This window comes from Streptomyces sp. NPDC052301 (assembly GCF_044593395.1).
Classification (GTDB): domain Bacteria; phylum Actinomycetota; class Actinomycetes; order Streptomycetales; family Streptomycetaceae; genus Streptomyces.
Genome location: NZ_JBIUBE010000005.1, coordinates 440,959 through 458,563 on the forward strand (window position 1 = coordinate 440,959; position 17,605 = coordinate 458,563).

At 71.3% G+C, this 17,605-nt stretch carries 15 protein-coding genes and 1 pseudogene; 9 read left to right on the forward strand and 7 right to left on the reverse strand.

Annotated elements, in window-relative coordinates; translation table 11 throughout:
* Nucleotides 1–13 precede the first annotated feature (13 nt).
* Nucleotides 14–982 (reverse strand): agmatinase, encoded by a 969-nt coding sequence (gene speB, locus ACIHEJ_RS16445; protein ID WP_400135564.1) that lies wholly within the window; start codon nt 980–982, stop codon nt 14–16.
* A 56-nt stretch (nt 983–1,038) separates the two neighbouring features.
* Nucleotides 1,039–2,499, reverse strand: coding sequence for a sodium:solute symporter (locus tag ACIHEJ_RS16450; RefSeq protein WP_400135566.1), 1,461 nt, complete (start codon nt 2,497–2,499; stop codon nt 1,039–1,041).
* Between the two features lie 191 nt (nt 2,500–2,690).
* On the opposite strand from ACIHEJ_RS16450, the gene ACIHEJ_RS16455 reads away from it, so the two are divergent.
* From ACIHEJ_RS16455 to ACIHEJ_RS16465, 3 genes are all read left to right on the forward strand, one after another.
* Nucleotides 2,691–4,244, forward strand: coding sequence for a PucR family transcriptional regulator ligand-binding domain-containing protein (locus ACIHEJ_RS16455; protein WP_400135568.1), 1,554 nt, complete (start codon nt 2,691–2,693; stop codon nt 4,242–4,244).
* A 74-nt stretch (nt 4,245–4,318) separates the two neighbouring features.
* Nucleotides 4,319–5,107 carry a phosphatase gene (locus ACIHEJ_RS16460; RefSeq protein ID WP_400135569.1) on the forward strand — a complete coding sequence of 263 codons (789 nt, stop codon included), beginning with the start codon at nt 4,319–4,321 and terminating at the stop codon, nt 5,105–5,107.
* 58 nt (nt 5,108–5,165) lie between these two features.
* Entirely contained in the window at nt 5,166–5,561 is a 396-nt protein-coding gene (locus tag ACIHEJ_RS16465) for a hypothetical protein (RefSeq protein ID WP_400135570.1), read from the forward strand.
* A 335-nt stretch (nt 5,562–5,896) separates the two neighbouring features.
* Here the strand turns inward: ACIHEJ_RS16465 and tesB are convergent, their stop codons facing one another.
* The 4 genes and pseudogenes from tesB to ACIHEJ_RS16485 form a co-directional block, all read right to left on the reverse strand.
* Nucleotides 5,897–6,763: an acyl-CoA thioesterase II gene (gene tesB / locus ACIHEJ_RS16470; protein ID WP_400135572.1), complete on the reverse strand. Its 867-nt coding sequence runs from the start codon at nt 6,761–6,763 to the stop codon at nt 5,897–5,899.
* Nucleotides 6,764–6,798: 35 nt separating this feature from the next.
* Nucleotides 6,799–7,956, reverse strand: a complete 1,158-nt coding sequence (locus ACIHEJ_RS16475; protein ID WP_400136134.1) for an acyl-CoA dehydrogenase family protein — start codon at nt 7,954–7,956, stop codon at nt 6,799–6,801.
* Between the two features lie 109 nt (nt 7,957–8,065).
* Nucleotides 8,066–8,640: pseudogene (locus ACIHEJ_RS16480) on the reverse strand (Uma2 family endonuclease).
* A gap of 22 nt (nt 8,641–8,662) precedes the next feature.
* On the reverse strand, nt 8,663–9,262 hold the full coding sequence (locus ACIHEJ_RS16485) for a TetR/AcrR family transcriptional regulator (protein WP_400135574.1): 600 nt from the start codon (nt 9,260–9,262) through the stop codon (nt 8,663–8,665).
* Nucleotides 9,263–9,359: 97 nt separating this feature from the next.
* On the opposite strand from ACIHEJ_RS16485, the gene ACIHEJ_RS16490 reads away from it, so the two are divergent.
* The 4 genes from ACIHEJ_RS16490 to ACIHEJ_RS16505 are packed head-to-tail and all read left to right on the forward strand — an operon-like array spanning nt 9,360 to nt 15,041.
* Nucleotides 9,360–10,976 (forward strand): carboxyl transferase domain-containing protein, encoded by a 1,617-nt coding sequence (locus ACIHEJ_RS16490; RefSeq protein WP_400135576.1) that lies wholly within the window; start codon nt 9,360–9,362, stop codon nt 10,974–10,976.
* Between the two features lie 11 nt (nt 10,977–10,987).
* Nucleotides 10,988–12,919, forward strand: a complete 1,932-nt coding sequence (locus tag ACIHEJ_RS16495) for an acetyl-CoA carboxylase biotin carboxylase subunit (RefSeq protein WP_400135577.1) — start codon at nt 10,988–10,990, stop codon at nt 12,917–12,919.
* Complete coding sequence (locus ACIHEJ_RS16500) at nt 12,916–13,875, forward strand: hydroxymethylglutaryl-CoA lyase (protein ID WP_400135579.1); 960 nt, start codon at nt 12,916–12,918, stop codon at nt 13,873–13,875. The genes ACIHEJ_RS16495 and ACIHEJ_RS16500 overlap by 4 nt, the downstream gene beginning before the upstream one ends.
* A 5-nt stretch (nt 13,876–13,880) precedes the next feature.
* Nucleotides 13,881–15,041, forward strand: a complete 1,161-nt coding sequence (locus ACIHEJ_RS16505; protein WP_400135580.1) for an acyl-CoA dehydrogenase family protein — start codon at nt 13,881–13,883, stop codon at nt 15,039–15,041.
* A 12-nt stretch (nt 15,042–15,053) separates the two neighbouring features.
* Here the strand turns inward: ACIHEJ_RS16505 and ACIHEJ_RS16510 are convergent, their stop codons facing one another.
* Nucleotides 15,054–15,509 (reverse strand): hypothetical protein, encoded by a 456-nt coding sequence (locus ACIHEJ_RS16510; protein ID WP_400135582.1) that lies wholly within the window; start codon nt 15,507–15,509, stop codon nt 15,054–15,056.
* 117 nt (nt 15,510–15,626) lie between these two features.
* Between ACIHEJ_RS16510 and ACIHEJ_RS16515 the strand changes: the two genes are divergently transcribed.
* Together ACIHEJ_RS16515 and ACIHEJ_RS16520 are read left to right on the forward strand one after the other, a co-directional pair.
* Nucleotides 15,627–16,673, forward strand: a complete 1,047-nt coding sequence (locus tag ACIHEJ_RS16515) for an ABC transporter substrate-binding protein (protein WP_400135584.1) — start codon at nt 15,627–15,629, stop codon at nt 16,671–16,673.
* A gap of 49 nt (nt 16,674–16,722) precedes the next feature.
* On the forward strand, nt 16,723–17,565 hold the full coding sequence (locus ACIHEJ_RS16520) for a siderophore-interacting protein (RefSeq protein WP_400135585.1): 843 nt from the start codon (nt 16,723–16,725) through the stop codon (nt 17,563–17,565).
* Nucleotides 17,566–17,605: the final 40 nt, after the last annotated feature.

Here is a 17,605-nt window from a genome sequence, read left to right on the forward strand (position 1 = left end):
CCCCTAAGGAGCGTCAGGCGTTGCGGGCCGCCGCGATCTGGCGGCTCATGATGGTGGTCAGTTCGTAGGCGGTGTGGGAGGCCGCCACCGAGGTGATCTCGGCGTGGTCGTACGCGGGCGCCACCTCGACGACGTCCGCGGAGACCAGGTTGCACGAGGCCAGGCCGCGCAGGATCTCCAGCAGCTCGCGGGAGGTCATGCCGCCCGCCTCCGGGGTGCCGGTGCCGGGCGCGTGGGCCGGGTCCAGGCAGTCGATGTCGATGGAGATGTACAGCGGGCGGTCGCCGATGCGCTGGCGCAGCTGGTCGGCGATCTCGTCGGCGCCGCGGCGGTAGACGTCCGCCGAGGTGACGATGCCGAAGCCCATCTTCTCGTCGTCGGTGAGGTCCTGCTTGCCGTACAGCGGGCCGCGGGTACCCACGTGGGAGAGCGCCTCGGTGTCGAGGATGCCCTCCTCGACCGCACGGCGGAACGGGGTGCCGTGGGTGTACTCGGCGCCGAAGTAGGTGTCCCAGGTGTCCAGGTGGGCGTCGAAGTGGAGCAGGGCCACGGGACCGTGCTTCTTCGCGACCGAGCGCAGCAGCGGCAGGGCGATGGTGTGGTCGCCGCCGAGGGTCATCAGGCGGGCGCCGGTGCCGAGCAGGTCGTCCGCGGCGGCCTCGATGGTGTCGACGGCCTCGTTGATGTTGAACGGGTTCACGGCGATGTCGCCGCCGTCCGCGACCTGCGCCAGGGCGAAGGGGGAGGCGTCCTGCGCCGGGTTGTAGGGGCGCAGCAGCCGGGACGCCTCGCGGATGGCGTTGCCGCCGAAGCGGGCGCCCGGCCGGTACGAGACGCCGGAGTCGAACGGCACGCCCACGACGGCGACGTCGGCGGTGCCGACCTCGTCGAGGCGGGGCAGCCGGGCGAAGGTGGCGGGTCCGGCGTACCGCGGGATGCGGGAGGAGTCGACGGGGCCGCGGGGCGTCTCGTTGCTGCTCATGGTGAAATGCCTTCTTTCCTGCGCTTCGTCGCGCATTCACTGCTTTTCATACGACTCTACTGGTGAGCCGGGACCGGTTCGGACGCGAGTTCGGGGTTCCGGCCGGCGAGGCGCTCGCGCCAGGTGGCGAGAACGGTCTCGTCGGTGGGCCTGGTGGCCAGGGAGACGACGACGTAGGCGGCGAGGGAGGCGAGCAGGCCGTAGTAGACGGGCTCGTTGGCGAGGATGCCGTACCCGGCCATCAGGCCGATCACCGCCAGGCCGCCGACGATCACCGAGGCCAGCGCGCCCTGCACCGTGCCGCGCTTCCACAGCAGACCGCCGAGGATGGGCACGAGCAGGCCGGCGACGAGCAGGTTGTACGCCACGGTCAGCGCCTCGACCACGTTGTTCAGCGCGATCGCCGTGCCGATCACGGCCACGCCCATGATCAGGATGAAGGCGCGGTTGCCCGCGACCTCGTCGTGCTGCTCGCCGTCACGTCGTACGGCGCCCTTCAGCCGCGACCAGATGTCGTTGTTGGCGACCGTGGCGCAGGCGATCAGGGCACCGGAGGAGGTCGACATCACGGCAGCCAGGGCGGCGGCCAGCACCAGGCCGCGCACACCGATGGGGAGCTCGTCCTTGACGATGGTGGCGAAGGCGTCGTCGGGGCTGCCCAGCTTGGGGTAGAGCACCTTGGCGGCCGTACCGATCACCGCGCCGGCGACGGCGTAGGCCAGACAGTACGTTCCGGCCACCGTGCCTCCCCACTTGGCGGTCTTGTCGCTGCGGGCGGTGAAGACCCGCTGCCAGATGTCCTGGCCGATCAGCATGCCGAACGTGTAGATCAGGACGTAGGTGAAGATCGTCTCGCCGCCGATGCCCAGCGGGTCGAAGTACGAGGTCGGCAGCTTGGCCTTCATCGCGCCGAAGCCGCCCGCCTTGACGACCGCGATCGGCAGGAGCAGGAGCAGCACGCCGATGGTCTTCACGACGAACTGGACCATGTCGGTCAGCGTGATGGACCACATGCCGCCGAGGGTGGAGTAGGCGACGACGATCGAGCCGCCGAGGACGATCGCGAGGGTCCGGTTCATGTCGAACAGGACGTCGAAGATCGTGGCGTAGGCGATGGTCGAGGTGACCGCGAGCATGAGGGTGTACGCCCACATGACCACGCCGGAGATGACCCCCGCCCGGCCGCCGTACCTCAGGTCCAGCATCTCGGAGACCGTGTAGACCTTCAGGCGGGCGATGCGCGCGGAGAAGAAGACCGACAGGGCGAGCAGGCCGAGGCCGATGGTGAAGACCATCCAGGCGCCGGAGAGGCCGTACTGGTAGCCGAGGCCCACACCGCCGATGGTGGAGGCGCCGCCGAGGACGATCGCGGCCATGGTGCCGGAGTACATGGCGGGCCCGAGGCGGCGGCCGGCCACCAGGAAATCGCTCTTGGACTTGGCGCGGCGCATGCCCCACCAGCCCATGGCCAGCATGCCGGCGAGATAGACGACGATCACTGTGTAGTCGACGGCCATGAGGCAGCCCTCCTTCGCGCACTGTCGGTGGCGTGTCGTGCAGAGACGTGGGGGTGTGACGGCAGCGGATCGCGAGGACATCCGCCCGTACCCGCGGCTGCCGTTCCGTGTTGACACTAAGTGGCCGGAAAGAGACTGCGAAGTGTACGTTTCATCCATACGAACGGGGCTGGGTGGAGGGAACGCACACCATGCCGGAGACGATCACCCCAGCCGTCCCACCGACCCCCCCGGTACCGCTCTCGGCCCTGCTGGCCCGCGAGGACCTGGCCCTGCGCCGGATCGCCGGCCCGGCCGACCCGTCGATCGTGATCCACTGGGCGCACACCTCGGAGATGGCCGACCCGTACCCGTATCTGCTGGGCGGCGAGCTGTTGCTCACGGCCGGGGTGCACATCCCGGAGGCGGCGGGCGCGGGCGGCTACTTCGACGACTACGTCTCCCGGATCGTGGCGGCGGGCGGCGCGGCCCTCGGCTTCGGCCTGGCCCCGGTGCACGACACGGTGCCGCGCGCCCTGGTCGAGGCCTGCGACACCCACGGCCTGCCCCTGCTGGAGGTCCCGCCGCAGACCACCTTCTCCGGCGTGGCCCGCGCGGTGTGGCAGCTGATGGCGCAGGCCCGCCTGGCCGAACTGCGCCGTGTGACGGAGGCCCAGCAGAGCCTCGCCTCCGCCGCCGCCCGCCCGGACCCGGTGCCCTCGGTCCTGCACCGCCTGGCCCGGCACCTCTCCGGCCGCGCGGTGCTCTACGGGCCCGACGGCACGGAACTCGCGGGAGCAGGCCGGGAGCCGGCCCAGCGGGTGCGCACGGCGCTGGCGGACCTGGCCGCGGTGGTACGGCCGCTGCCCGCCGCACCGGACCCGTCCGCCACCTCCCCCACTGCTCCCTCTTCTTCCCCCACCCCCGCCGCACGCCCTTCCCCCACCCCCGCCGCACGCCCTTCCTCCGCCACCGAGTCGCTCGGCGACACCCACCTGGCCGCCTATGCCCTCGGCTCCGGAGAGGGCTTCGTCCTCGGGGTCGTCTCGCCCGGTCGCGACCCCGGGGACCACACCATCGCCTCCGTGGCCGCCGTGCTGCTGTCCCTGCTGACCGGGGAGCACCAGAGCGGTGCCGGCGCGGCCCGGTCCTCCGCTCTGGTGCGGGTGCTGCTGGGCGCGCCGCCCGAGGAGGTGGCGCCGCTGCTCGGCGGCCGGGGGTGGGTCGTGGTGCACGCCCGTCCCGAGGCGCAGCTGCCGGACGCCGTCGCCGCGTCCGCGCTGGGCGCGGCCCTCGGGTCGCCGCTGGTCGACCTGCAGCGGGACGTCGTACGGGTGCTGGTGCCCGCCGAGCGTGAGCCGCCGCCGGTGCCCGGCTGGACCCTGGGGGTCAGTGCGGCCGTCGGCCCGCACGAGTGGCCGGCCGCGGACAAGCAGGCGGCGCGCGCCCTGGCCCGGGCCCGCGCGACCCGCTCCCCGCTGGCCCGGCACGGCGCCGGGACGGGCCTCGCCGAGCTGGTGCCCCCGGCGGAGGCGGAGGCCCACGCCCGCGCGCTGCTCGCACCGCTCGCCGGTCAGCCGGCGCTCACCGAGACGCTGCGCACCTGGCTGTCGCTGCACGGCAGTTGGGACCGTACGGCGGTGGCGCTGGGCGTGCACCGCAACACGGTGCGGCAGCGGATCGCCCGCTGCGCGGCCCAGTTGGACACCGACCTGGACGACCCGGACGTGCGGATGGAGCTGTGGTTCGCGCTGCGGCACGGCTGACGGGGCGAGTGACCCCCGTCCCAGCGGGCGATATGCCGAGGACGCCCGCAGCGCGCTGGCCCACAATGGGAGGCATGCCGATACCCGGGACACCCAGCCGCACCCAGCTCGTCGACCACCTGGTGAGGACCCGTATCGCGGGGGACGTCGCCACGCCCCGCGAGAACAACCTCTCCCACTACCGCAGGCTGGCCAACGGCGACCGCAACTTCTGGTTCGGTCTGGAGCTGGGCGACCGGTGGGCGGACGAGCAGGACGTGCTCGCCGTGATGGCCGAACGGGTCGGCGTCAACGACGACCCCGAGTACCGGTACGGGCAGGACACCATCGACCCCGAGCTGACCGTGGACGCGCTGGAGCGGATGGCGGCGCGGCTGCGCAAGGCGGCAGAGGGGCGGCAGCGGGTGCTGTTCGCGACCGGTCATCCGGGGGGCCTGCTGGACGTGCACCGGGCCACGGCCGCCGCTCTGCGGGCCGCGGGCTGTGAGATCGTCGTCATCCCGGACGGACTGCAGACGGACGAGGGATACGTGATGCAGTTCGCGGACGTGGCCGTGCTGGAGCACGGGGCGACGCTGTGGCACACGCACTCCGGGGAGCCGATGCGGGCCGTTCTCCACGGACTTGAGCGCGCGGGGCGCCCCCTGCCCGACCTGGTCGTCGCCGACCACGGCTGGGCGGGATACGCGGGACAGCACGGCGTCGACTCGGTCGGGTACGCCGACTGCAACGACCCGGCGCTGTTCGTCGCGGAGTGCGAGGGCACCCTTCAGGCGGTCGTGCCGCTCGACGACCACGTCGTCAGCCCGCGCCACTACGACCCCGTGACGGCGTATCTGCTGACCGCGGCCGGCCTGGAATGACGGGATGTGCGGCCCCGCGGGCGGGGTCGCACATCGGGTTCAGGTGGGTTGTGGTTCAGTGGCCTCCACCTCCGCCACCGCCGCCGCCGTGGCCTCCACCTCCGCCACCGCCGCCGCCGTGACCGCCACCGCCATAGCCGCCACCACCGTGACCGCCACCGCCATAGCCGCCACCACCGTGGTCACCGCCGTAGCCGCCACCACCGTGGTCACCGCCGTAGCCGCCACCGCCGTGGTCACCGCCATAGCCGCCGTGGTCACCGCCATAGCCGCCATAGCCACCACCGCAGTCGCCGCCCCACCAGTCATCGTCGTCGCAGCCCCAGCTGTAGGAGCCGTGGTTGTCGTGGTGGTCGTACGTCGCCGCCGAAGCGGTTCCCGCGGCGCCGAGGGCGGCGCCACCGGCCAGCAGCACACCGGCTGCGGACGTGGCGAAAAGGCGCCTCGCGCGTGATGCTCGCATAGGGGATACCTTCCGTTTCCATCGTCTCTCACGGCTCCCGGACGGGAGGGCGCGAGGTGGATGGCCGCCGCCGCACGGACAAGAGGGGAAGAGTGCGGCACGGTCTTCGGATGTCACCGCTGGAAAGATGCGACACGTCGGTCCGGTCGACGCCTGCGGCCCGCCCGGACGCTGGTGCGTCCTCTGGTGCCGCGGCTGAGGTCAGGGTTGTTCCGGGACCTCGTCGGCCGCGCATGCCATGCACTTGCGGCTTCACCCAAAGAGCCTAGTACCCCATCCACCACTCGGCACCTCAGGAAACCAATTCCTGCTCATCGACGAATGCGTCACCGGGGGATCCGGACGACGCCCTCCTGGATGACCGAGATGGCGAGCTGCCCGTCCTGGGTGTAGATCCGGGCCTGGCCGAGGCCCCGGCCGCCGTGCGCGGACGGCGACTCCTGGTCGTACAGCAGCCATTCGTCGGCGCGGAAGGGCCGGTGGAACCACATCGCGTGGTCCAGGGAGGCGCCCACGACGTCGCCGACCGCCCAGCCGCCGCGGCCGTGCGCGAGCAGCACGGAGTCGAGGAGAGTCATGTCGGAGACGTAGGTGGCGAGGACGACGTGCAGCAGGGGGTCGTCGCCGAGCTTGCCGTTGGTGCGGAACCAGACCTGGCTGTGCGGCTCGCGCGGCTCGCCGAACGTGCCGTACGGCGGCTCGTCCACGTACCTGAGGTCGATCGCCTCGCGGGCCTCCAGGAACCTCTCGACGACCTCGGGCGCGAGATGGCCGTAGCCGCGCAGCCGCTCCTGGGAGGTGGGCAGGGTCGCCGGGTCCGTGGAGGGCGGCATGGGCGCCTGGTGGTCGAGGCCCTCCTCGTGCGTCTGGAAGGACGCCGAGAGGTGGAAGATCGGCTTGCCGTGCTGGACGGCGACCACGCGGCGGGTGGTGAAGGACCGGCCGTCGCGGATGCGGTCGACGGTGTAGACGATCGGCGCGCCGGGGTCGCCGGGGCGCAGGAAATAGGCGTGCAGGGAGTGGGCGGGCCGGTCCGCGGGGACCGTCCGCCCGGCGGCGACCAGCGCCTGCGCCGCGACCTGCCCGCCGAAGACCCGGGGGACGACGGCGGAGCGGGACTGGCCGCGGAAGATGTCCTCCTCGATCTGCTCGAGGTCGAGCAGATCGAGGAGGTCCTGGAGTGCCTTGCTCATGGCGTCAGTTGTACCGGCCGGTGCTGGCGGTCTGCTTACAGACCCATGTCCTTCGCGATGATCGTCTTCATGATCTCGCTGGTGCCGCCGTAGATACGGTTGACGCGGTTGTCCGCGTACAGGCGGGCGATCGGGTACTCGTTCATGTAGCCGTAGCCGCCGTGCAGCTGCAGGCAGCGGTCGATCACGCGGTGGGCGACCTCGGTGCAGAACAGCTTGGCGGAGGCGGCCTCGGCGGGGGTCAGCTCACCGGCGTCCAGGGCCTCGGTGGCGCGGTCGGCGACGGCCTCGGCGGCGTCGACCTCGGCCTGGCAGGCGGCCAGCTCGAACTTGGTGTTCTGGAAGTGGGCGACCGGCTTGCCGAAGACGGTGCGCTCCTGCACGTACTGCTTGGCGAACCGGACAGCGGCCTTGGCCTGGGCGTAGGCGCCGAAGGCGATGCCCCAGCGCTCGGAGGCCAGGTTGTGGCCGAGGTAGTAGAAGCCCTTGTTCTCCTCGCCGAGCAGATCCTCGACCGGGACCTTGACGTCGACGAAGGCCAGCTCGGCGGTGTCGGAGGTCTTCAGGCCGAGCTTGTCCAGCTTGCGGCCGACGGAGTAGCCCTCGGACTTGGTGTCGACGGCGAAGAGGGAGATGCCGTGACGGCGGTCCTCCGCGGTGGGCGCGGCGGTGCGGGCACAGACGATCACCTTGTCGGCGTGCACGCCGCCGGTGATGAAGGTCTTGGCGCCGTTGAGGACGTAGTGCGTGCCGTCCTCGGAGAGCCTGGCGGTGGACTTCATGCCCGCGAGGTCGGAACCGGTGCCCGGCTCCGTCATCGCGATGGCCCACATCTCCTCGCCGGTGACGAACTTCGGCAGGTACCGCTTCTTCTGCTCGTCGGTGGCGAGCATCTTGATGTACGGCAGGGCGAGCAGGACGTGCACACCGGAGCCGCCGAACTGGACGCCCGCACGGGACGTCTCCTCGTAGAGGACGGCCTCGAACTTGTGGCTGTCCAGGCCGGCGCCGCCGAACTCCTCGGGCACGTTGATGCCGAATATGCCCAGCTCACCGAGCTTGTAGTAGAAGTCGCGCGGGGCCTGGCCGGCGGCGAACCACTCGTCGTACACCGGCACGACCTCGGCCTCGATGAAGGCGCGGAGGGTCTCCCGGAACGCCTCGTGATCCTCGTTGAACACCGTACGGCGCACGGCCACCTCCACGTACCTCGTCACATCGGGCATGTCTAAGCGCTTGCTCAGATTCGAAGATACCGGTGAGTACGGCCGGGCGTCCAGGGTGAGCTTGACCACGCGAGGGTCAGTTGCCGCCCTTGCCGTACCGGCGGAACTCCGAGGTGTCGACCGTCCAGGGGCCGAACGGCACCGCGTCGCCGAAGATGTACGGGTCCTTACGGGTGTAGCGGCCCTTGCACGGCTCCGAGTGCACCTCGATCGTGCCGGTGCGCGGGTCGACGATCATGTAGTGGGCGATGCCCATGGCCGGATAGTCGTCGAGCTTTTCGACGTAGTCGTTGTTCGGGTTGGACGGCGAGACGATCTCGACGGCCGCCAGCACCTGGGTGGCGTCCACGGCGAGGCCCTCCTCGTCCAGGACCGCCTCGGGAATGACGATTGCGTCGGGGAGCCGCATACGGCCGAGCGCCGGGTACTCGACCTCAGGACCACTCACACAGGCGTATCCGGGGTGCGTCGTGACGATTGCCCGTCCAGTTGCTTGCAGATGCGGCGGATCGTGCCCTCATGGCGCTTCGACGGCCACATCATGGCCAGGATCGGACCGGACGGCCCGATCTCTACGCTCCAGGCCCCTTCGAGCCGCTCGGCGTAAGCACCCAGCTCCTCGGCGATCGCGCGCGTCTTCGCGTAGTCCACAGCCCGATGATAGTGACCCGCGTCACCCTTCCCCCGCCGCCTCGAAGGCGCCCCGGGCCATCCGGTGCAGCAGTGCCGCCGTGGTCCCCCGCCCCGGCAGCGTGCCCGCGCGGCCCAGGTGCGGGGTGGAGTTCAGCAGGCCGAAGACCGAGTGGACGGCCGAGCGGGCCGCCGGCTCGGTGAGCGCCGGGTAGACCTCGCGGACCACCTCCACCCACAGCTCGACGTACTGCCGCTGCAGCTGCCGCACCAGCTTGCGGTCGCTGTCGCGCAGGCGGTCCAGCTCCCGGTCGTGCAGGGTGATCAGGGGACGGTCGTCCAGGGCGAAGTCGATGTGGCCCTCGATGAGGGAGTCCAGGACCGCGGAGGCACCGGTCCGGCCGTCCGTCTCCGCCAGGCGCCGCCTGGCCCCCGTCAGCAGCTGGCCGCTGATGCCGACCAGCAGCTCGGCGAGCATGGCGTCCTTGCCCGGGAAGTGGCGGTAGAGGCCGGGACCGCTGATGCCGACCGCGGCCCCTATCTCGTCGACGCCGACGCCGTGGAACCCGCGTTCGGCGAAGAGCCGGGCAGCCTCCTTCAGGATCTGCTCGCGGCGGGTGGGGGCGTCGGTTCTGGTGACCATGCAGGTAATTCTAGACAGCGAGGTTAGCGGTCGTTAACCTGAAGGAAATGGTTAACGCTCATTAACTGGTTCGATCACCGGGTGAGGGGACCGCAGGATGCACGAGGCACCGGAGCTCCTGAGCGCGGCAGATCCCGCGTCGGAGGCCTGGCGGGCCAATGAACAAGCCCATCTCGCCCTCGTCGAGGAGCTGCGCGCCAAGCTGGCCGCGGCGGCGCTCGGCGGCGGCGAGAAGGCGCGCGCCCGGCACACCGCGCGGGGCAAGCTGCTGCCGCGGGAGAGGGTGGACACACTGCTCGACCCCGGCTCGCCGTTCCTGGAGCTGGCCCCCCTGGCGGCCGACGGGATGTACGACGGGCAGGCCCCGGCGGCCGGAGTGATTGCCGGGATCGGGCGGGTCAGCGGCCGGGAGTGCGTGGTCGTCGCCAACGACGCCACGGTCAAGGGCGGCACGTACTACCCGATGACGGTGAAGAAGCACCTGCGCGCCCAGGAGGTGGCCCTCGACAACCGGCTGCCGTGCGTCTACCTGGTCGACTCCGGCGGCGCCTTCCTGCCCATGCAGGACGAGGTGTTCCCGGACCGCGAGCACTTCGGGCGGATCTTCTACAACCAGGCCCGGATGTCCGGCGCGGGGATCCCGCAGATCGCGGCGGTGCTCGGCTCGTGCACGGCCGGCGGGGCGTACGTCCCGGCGATGAGCGACGAGGCGGTGATCGTCCGCAACCAGGGGACGATCTTCCTCGGCGGGCCCCCGCTGGTGAAGGCGGCCACCGGTGAGGTCGTGACGGCGGAGGAGCTGGGCGGCGGCGAGGTCCACTCGCGGATCTCGGGCGTCACCGACCACCTCGCCGAGGACGACGCGCACGCCCTGAGGATCGTCCGGAACATCGTGGCCACGCTCCCGGCGCGACAGTCCCTGCCCTGGGAGGTGCGGCCCGCGGTCGAGCCGAAGGTCGACCCGTACGGGCTGTACGGCGCCGTCCCCGTGGACTCCCGGACCCCCTACGACGTACGCGAGATCATCGCGCGCGTGGTCGACGGCTCGCGTTTCTCCGAGTTCAAGAGCGAGTTCGGGCAGACGCTGATCACCGGGTTCGCCCGGATCCACGGCCACCCGGTCGGGATCGTCGCCAACAACGGCATCCTGTTCTCCGAGTCCGCCCAGAAGGGCGCCCACTTCATCGAGCTGTGCGACCAGCGCGGGATCCCGCTGGTGTTCCTGCAGAACATCTCCGGGTTCATGGTCGGCAAGGACTACGAAGCGGGCGGCATCGCCAAGCACGGCGCCAAGATGGTGACGGCGGTGGCCTGCACGCGCGTGCCGAAGCTGACGGTCGTCGTCGGCGGGTCGTACGGCGCGGGCAACTACTCGATGTGCGGCCGGGCCTACTCCCCCCGCTTCCTGTGGATGTGGCCCAACGCCAAGATCTCGGTCATGGGCGGTGAGCAGGCCGCGTCCGTGCTGGCGACCGTCAAGCGGGACCAGCTTCAGGCGCGCGGCGAGGAGTGGTCGGGCGAGGACGAGGAGTCCTTCAAAGCGCCGATCCGCGCGCAGTACGAGCACCAGGGCAACGCCTACTACGCCACCGCCCGGCTCTGGGACGACGGTGTGATCGACCCCCTGGAGACCCGTCAGGTGCTCGGGCTCGCCCTGACCGCCTGTGCCAACGCGCCGCTGGGAGATCCCCAGTTCGGCGTCTTCCGGATGTGAGGAGGGGAACCGTGTTCGACACAGTGCTGGTCGCCAACCGGGGCGAGATCGCCGTACGCGTCATCCGTACGCTCCGCTCGCTGGGCGTGCGCTCGGTGGCCGTCTTCTCCGACGCCGACGCGGACGCGCGGCACGTCCGGGAGGCCGACACGGCGGTCCGGATCGGGCCCGCGCCGGCCGCCGAGAGCTATCTGTCGGTGGAGCGGCTGCTCGAGGCCGCCGCCCGCACCGGCGCGCAGGCGGTGCACCCGGGATACGGCTTCCTCGCCGAGAACGCGGGCTTCGCGCGCGCGTGCGAGGAGGCGGGGCTGGTGTTCATCGGCCCGTCGGCGGACGCGATCGCGCTCATGGGCGACAAGATCCGCGCCAAGGAGACGGTGCAGGCGGCCGGGGTGCCGGTGGTGCCCGGCTCCAGCGGCAGCGGACTGAGCGACGGCCAACTGGCCGACGCGGCCCGGGAGATCGGGATGCCCGTGCTGCTGAAGCCGTCCGCCGGCGGTGGCGGCAAGGGCATGCGGCTCGTGCGGGACGCCGACGCGCTGGCCGACGAGATCGCCGCCGCCCGCCGCGAGGCCCGCGCCTCCTTCGGCGACGACACGCTCCTGGTGGAGCGGTGGATCGACCGGCCCCGGCACATCGAGATCCAGGTGCTGGCCGACGGCCACGGGAACGTCGTCCACCTCGGCGAGCGCGAGTGCTCCCTCCAGCGGCGTCACCAGAAGATCATCGAGGAGGCGCCCAGCGTGCTCCTCGACGAGGCCACGCGCGCGGCGATGGGCGAGGCGGCCGTGCAGGCGGCCCGCAGCTGCGGGTACCGGGGCGCGGGCACGGTGGAGTTCATCGTGCCGGGCGGGGACCCGTCGCAGTACTACTTCATGGAGATGAACACCCGTCTCCAGGTGGAGCACCCGGTCACCGAACTGATCACGGGCCTGGACCTGGTGGAGTGGCAGCTGCGGGTGGCGGCCGGGGAGAAGCTGGGTTTCTCTCAGGCGGACGTGACCCTGACCGGGCACGCGGTCGAGGCCCGGATCTGCGCCGAGGACCCCTCGCGCGGCTTCCTCCCCTCGGGCGGCACGGTGCTGCTGCTGGACGAGCCGCAGGGTGACGGCGTGCGCACCGACTCCGGGCTCAGCGAGGGCACCGAGGTGGGCAGCCTGTACGACCCGATGCTGTCCAAGGTGATCGCCCACGGCCCCGACCGTGAGACGGCCCTGCGCAAGCTGCGGGCGGCCCTGGCGGAGACGGTCACGCTGGGCGTGCAGACCAACGCGGGCTTCCTGCGCAGGCTGCTGGCCCACCCGGCCGTCGTCCGGGGCGACCTCGACACCGGGCTGGTCGAGCGGGTGGTGGACGAGCTGGTCCCGGCGGAGGTGCCGGAGGAGGTGTACGAGGCGGCGGCGGCCGTACGGACGCAGGCGCTGCAGCCCCGCACGGACGGCTGGGTCGACCCCTTCTCGGTGCCGAGCGGCTGGCGGCTCGGCGGCACCCCGAAGCCGCCCGCCTTCCACCTGCGGGTGCAGGAGCCGGTGACGTACACCCCGCGCGGCAGCCACACCGTCGGCGACGACCGGGTGAGCGTCACCCTGGACGGCGTCCGGCACGCCTTCCGCCGCGCCGGTGACTGGATCGGCCGGGACGGCGACGCGTGGCACGTGCGCAGCCACGACCCGGTGGCCGACTCGCTGGGCCGCGCGGCCCACGCGGGCGCCGACTCGCTGACCGCACCCATGCCCGGCACGGTCACCGTGGTCAAGGTGGCCGTCGGCGACGAGGTGGCAGCCGGGCAGAGCCTGCTGGTGGTGGAGGCGATGAAGATGGAGCACGTCATCTCCGCCCCGCACGCGGGCACGGTCGCCGAGCTGGACGTGACGCCGGGCACGACGGTCGCCATGGACCAGGTGCTGGCCGTCATCGCACCGCACGAGGAGGTGGCGCAGTGACCGCCGAGGGACTGCCCATGGTCGTACCGGCGTCGGACCTGCCCGCGCGGGTGCGGATCTACGAGGTCGGCGCGCGCGACGGGCTGCAGAACGAGAAGCGGACCGTGCCGGCCGAGATCAAGGCGGAGTTCATCCGCCGGCTCGCCGACGCGGGCCTGACCACCATCGAGGCGACGAGCTTCGTGCACCCCAAGTGGGTGCCCCAGCTCGCCGACGCCGAGCAGCTGTTCCCGATGGTCAGCGACCTGCCGGGCGTCGCGCTGCCGGTGCTGGTGCCCAACCAGCGGGGCCTGGACCGGGCATTGGCGCTCGGCGCCGACCGGGTCGCCGTCTTCGCCAGCGCCACCGAGTCCTTCGCGAAGGCCAACCTCAACCGCACGGTGGACGAGTCGCTGGCCGTGTTCGCTCCGGTGGTCCGGCAGGCGAAGGACCGGGGCGTGCACGTGCGCGGCTATGTGTCGATGTGCTTCGGCGATCCGTGGGAGGGCGCCGTCCCGCTGCACCAGGTCGCCCGGGTCTGCGCGGCCCTGAGGGACATGGGCTGCGACGAGCTGAGCCTCGGCGACACGATCGGCGTGGCCACCCCGGGCCATGTGCTCGAACTGCTCAACCTGCTCAACGAGGAGGGCGTGCCGACCAACATGATCGGCGTGCACTTCCACGACACCTACGGCCAGGCGCTCGCCAACACCTATGCGGCCCTGGAACACGGGGTGACCACGATCGACGCCTCGGCCGGCGGTCTCGGCGGCTGCCCGTACGCCAAGTCCGCCACCGGCAACCTCGCCACCGAGGACCTCGTCTGGATGCTGCACGGCCTGGGCATCGAGACCGGGGTCGACCTCGGCCGTCTGACCGCCACCAGCGTGTGGATGGCCGCCCACCTGGACCGGCCCAGCCCGTCCCGTACCGTCCGCGCACTCGGTAAAACGACACAGCCCCACAAGGACCAGTGATCAGCATGGACCACCGTCTCAGCCCCGAGCTGGAGGAACTCCGCCGCACGGTGCAGGAGTTCGCGCACGACGTGGTGGCGCCGAAGATCGGCGACTTCTACGAGCGGCACGAGTTCCCCTACGAGATCGTCCGCGAGATGGGCCGCATGGGCCTGTTCGGGCTGCCGTTCCCCGAGGAGTACGGCGGCATGGGCGGCGACTACCTCGCGCTCGGCATCGCCCTGGAGGAACTGGCCCGGGTGGACTCGTCGGTGGCGATCACCCTGGAGGCCGGTGTCTCGCTCGGCGCGATGCCGCTGCACCTGTTCGGCACCGAGGAGCAGAAGCGCGAGTGGCTGCCCCGCCTGTGCGCGGGCGAGATCCTGGGCGCGTTCGGCCTGACCGAGCCGGACGGGGGCAGCGACGCGGGCGCGACCCGTACGACGGCCCGCCTGGACCCGGACACGAACGAATGGGTGATCAACGGCACGAAGTGCTTCATCACCAACTCGGGCACGGACATCACGGGTCTGGTGACCGTCACCGCCGTCACCGGCCACAAGCCGGACGGCAGGCCGCAGATCTCGTCGATCATCGTCCCGTCCGGCACTCCGGGCTTCACGGTGGCGGCCCCGTACTCGAAGGTCGGCTGGAACGCCTCGGACACCCGTGAGCTGTCCTTCCAGGACGTCCGGGTGCCGGCGGCGAACCTGCTCGGCGAAGAGGGGCGTGGCTACGCCCAGTTCCTGCGCATCCTGGACGAGGGCCGCATCGCCATCGCGGCGCTCGCCACCGGTCTGGCCCAGGGCTGTGTGGACGAGTCGGTCAAGTACGCCAAGGAACGCCACGCCTTCGGCAAGCCGATCGGCGCCAACCAGGCGATCCAGTTCAAGATCGCCGACATGGAGATGAAGGCCCACACGGCCCGACTGGCCTGGCGCGACGCCGCCTCCCGCCTGGTGGCAGGTGAGCCCTTCAAGAAGGAGGCGGCCCTGGCCAAGCTCTACTCCTCCACCGTCGCGGTGGACAACGCCCGCGACGCGACGCAGGTCCACGGCGGCTACGGCTTCATGAACGAGTACCCGGTGGCCCGCATGTGGCGCGACTCCAAGATCCTGGAGATCGGCGAGGGCACGAGCGAGGTCCAGCGGATGCTGATCGCCCGCGAGCTGGGGCTGGTCGGCTGAGGGGCCGCAGGGTCACTTCCGCCGGGTGAAGCGGACGTCGGGGGTGCAGGGGTCGTCGAGGTCGACGGTGACGCAGAGGGTCTTGCCGCCGTCGATCGCCAGCAGCTCGAACGCGCAGTCCTGCGGCTCCTCGTCGAAGTAGAGCGCGATCTGTGAACCCGACGGCACCTTGTCCGCCGTACTGGCGCTGCCGTCCGCGGCGACGAACGACCAGGTGCCGGTGGCCCTTTCACCCGGGCACAACACGTACTCCTCGGCGAGCTTCCTCGAGTCGAGGCCGGTGGAGATGAACGTGCGGTCGGCGGCGAAGGACAGCTCCTCGCCGTCGGCCGCCTTCCACGTGCCGACGACCTGGCCCATGGAGACCCTGGCCGTGTCGTCCATGAAGGCACATCCGGCGACCGGCAGCAGCGCCGCGAGGAGGAGCACGGAGGGCCGGCGGTCGGGCCGGCGGAGGGACTTGACCACGCGGCCATCCTAGAGCGGGCCGTCACCCCACCCTCCTGGACATCTACTGAGGTTAGGCTAACCTACCTTCGAACCTGTCCGGCGGGCGCTCCGCCCCGTTCGAAAGCAGTCATACCCATGCCCTTTGCCCGTGCCACCCATCTGAACCGCCGCGGTTTCCTCGCCGCGGGCGGCGCGCTCGGACTCGGTGCCGCGCTCGCGGCCTGCGGGGACGGCAAGGGCAAAGACGGCGAGTCCGGGAGCGGCGGCAAGGCCGCCGAGTCCGGACCGTGGTCCTACAAGGACGACCGCGGCACGAGCGTGAAGCTGGGCAAGGTGCCCGCGAACATCGTGGCGTTCACCGGTGTCGGCGCCGCGCTCCACGACTACGGCATCCAGGTCAAGGGCGTCTTCGGCCCGACGAGGACCAGCGCCGGCAAGCCCGACGTCCAGGCCGGCGACATGGACATCAGCAAGGTCACGGTCATCGGCAACGCCTGGGGCCAGTTCAACATCGAGAAGTACGCGTCCCTCGCTCCTGACGTGCTGATCTCCACGATGTTCGACGACGCGGGCACGCTCTGGTACGTCCCCGAGGAGTCGAAGAAGAAGATCGCCCAACTCGCCCCGAGCGTCGGCATCTCCGTCTACGACCGCCGGCTCACCCAGCCGCTGCAGCGCATGTGGGACCTCGCCGAGTCACTCGGCGCCGACATGAAGGCGGCCGCGGTGACGGACGCGAAGAAGCGGTTCGAGGACGCGGCGGCCCGACTGCGCGCCGCCGCCAAGGCCAAGCCGGGCATCAAGGTGATGGCCGGCTCCGCGAGCGACCAGCTGTTCTACGTCTCCGGGACCGACCTCTCCATCGACCTCGAGTACTTCAAGGCCCTCGGCGTGAACTTCGTCGAGCCGCCGGAGAGCGCGAAGAAGCAGGGCGGCGGCTGGTACGAGTCGCTGAGCTGGGAGAACGTCGACAAGTACCAGGCCGACATCATCATGATGGACGACCGCACCTCGGCGATCCAGCCGGCCGACATCACCAAGGCGACCTGGAAGAAGCTGCCCGCGGTCAAGGCGGGGCAGGTCATCGCCCGCTCGCCGGAACCGATCCTGTCGTACGACAAGTGCGTGCCGCTGCTCACCCGGCTGGCCGAAGCCCTGGAGAAGGCCGAGAAGGTCGGCTGACCGGACAACTCCCCTCACCTCGCCCTGAATCCCACCCTCAGGAGCCCACATGACGACGGCCGTTGCCGCCCCGTTCCGATTCTTCTCCCTGCAGGTCGTACGGACGAGGCGGCTGGGGCCGTCTCTCGTGCGCGTCACCTTCGGCGGAACCGACCTGCACGCCTTCCACTCCGACGGACGCGACCAGTCCCTGTCCCTGTTCCTGCCGCATCCGGGCCAGCCGGAGCCCGTCGTCCCGCTGGAGCTGGGCGACGGCTGGTGGCAGCGGTGGCGCGAACTCCCCGAGGACGTAAGGGCGGTGATGCGCTCGTACACCCTCCGGGCGCTCAGGCGGGACCCGGACGAGATCGACATCGACTTCGTGCTGCACGGCACGGAGCCCGGCGCCCCCGCCCCCGCCGGCCCCGCCTCCCGCTGGGCCTCCCGGGCCGTCTCCGGCGATCGCGTGCTGCTGCTCGGGCCGGCCGTCGCCGACAACCGCGCCATCCGGTTCCGCCCGCCCGAGGACACCGACCTGGTCGTCCTGTGGGGCGACGAGACCGCCGTACCGGCCGCCACCGCCGTCCTCGAGTCCCTGCCGGCCGGCACCCGGGTCCGCGCCTGGCTGGAGACACCGCACGCCGGTGACGTCCAGGACGTGCGCACGGAGGCGGACGCGGAGATCACGTGGCTCGTACGGCACGACGGGTCCCCCATGGCCGTCGACGCCGTACGAGCCGCCCGACTGCCCGCGGCCGAGCGGCCGTACGTGTGGATCGCGGGCGAGTCCGGGCAGGTGAAGGCCCTGCGGCGGCACTTCGTCGGCGAGCGGGGCGTCGACCGGCGGCGCGTCACCTTCGTCGGGTACTGGCGGCAGGGCATGACGGAGGAACAGCTGCGCGCGGCGGAGTGACTCCCCACGCGGCGTCCCTCCCGGTGGAGCAACTTCCGGC

What these genes read in the sequence shown, in the direction of transcription:
- tesB (WP_400135572.1), bottom strand. Translation starts at nt 6,763, where the DNA reads ATGAGCAAGGCACTCCAGGACCTCCTCGATCTGCTCGACCTCGAGCAG.
- ACIHEJ_RS16460 (WP_400135569.1), top strand. Translation starts at nt 4,319, where the DNA reads ATGCCGATACCCGGGACACCCAGCCGCACCCAGCTCGTCGACCACCTG.
- ACIHEJ_RS16455 (WP_400135568.1), top strand. Translation starts at nt 2,691, where the DNA reads ATGCCGGAGACGATCACCCCAGCCGTCCCACCGACCCCCCCGGTACCG.
- ACIHEJ_RS16485 (WP_400135574.1), bottom strand. Translation starts at nt 9,262, where the DNA reads ATGGTCACCAGAACCGACGCCCCCACCCGCCGCGAGCAGATCCTGAAG.
- ACIHEJ_RS16505 (WP_400135580.1), top strand. Translation starts at nt 13,881, where the DNA reads ATGGACCACCGTCTCAGCCCCGAGCTGGAGGAACTCCGCCGCACGGTG.
- ACIHEJ_RS16490 (WP_400135576.1), top strand. Translation starts at nt 9,360, where the DNA reads ATGCACGAGGCACCGGAGCTCCTGAGCGCGGCAGATCCCGCGTCGGAG.
- ACIHEJ_RS16515 (WP_400135584.1), top strand. Translation starts at nt 15,627, where the DNA reads ATGCCCTTTGCCCGTGCCACCCATCTGAACCGCCGCGGTTTCCTCGCC.
- speB (WP_400135564.1), bottom strand. Translation starts at nt 982, where the DNA reads ATGAGCAGCAACGAGACGCCCCGCGGCCCCGTCGACTCCTCCCGCATC.
- ACIHEJ_RS16450 (WP_400135566.1), bottom strand. Translation starts at nt 2,499, where the DNA reads ATGGCCGTCGACTACACAGTGATCGTCGTCTATCTCGCCGGCATGCTG.
- ACIHEJ_RS16520 (WP_400135585.1), top strand. Translation starts at nt 16,723, where the DNA reads ATGACGACGGCCGTTGCCGCCCCGTTCCGATTCTTCTCCCTGCAGGTC.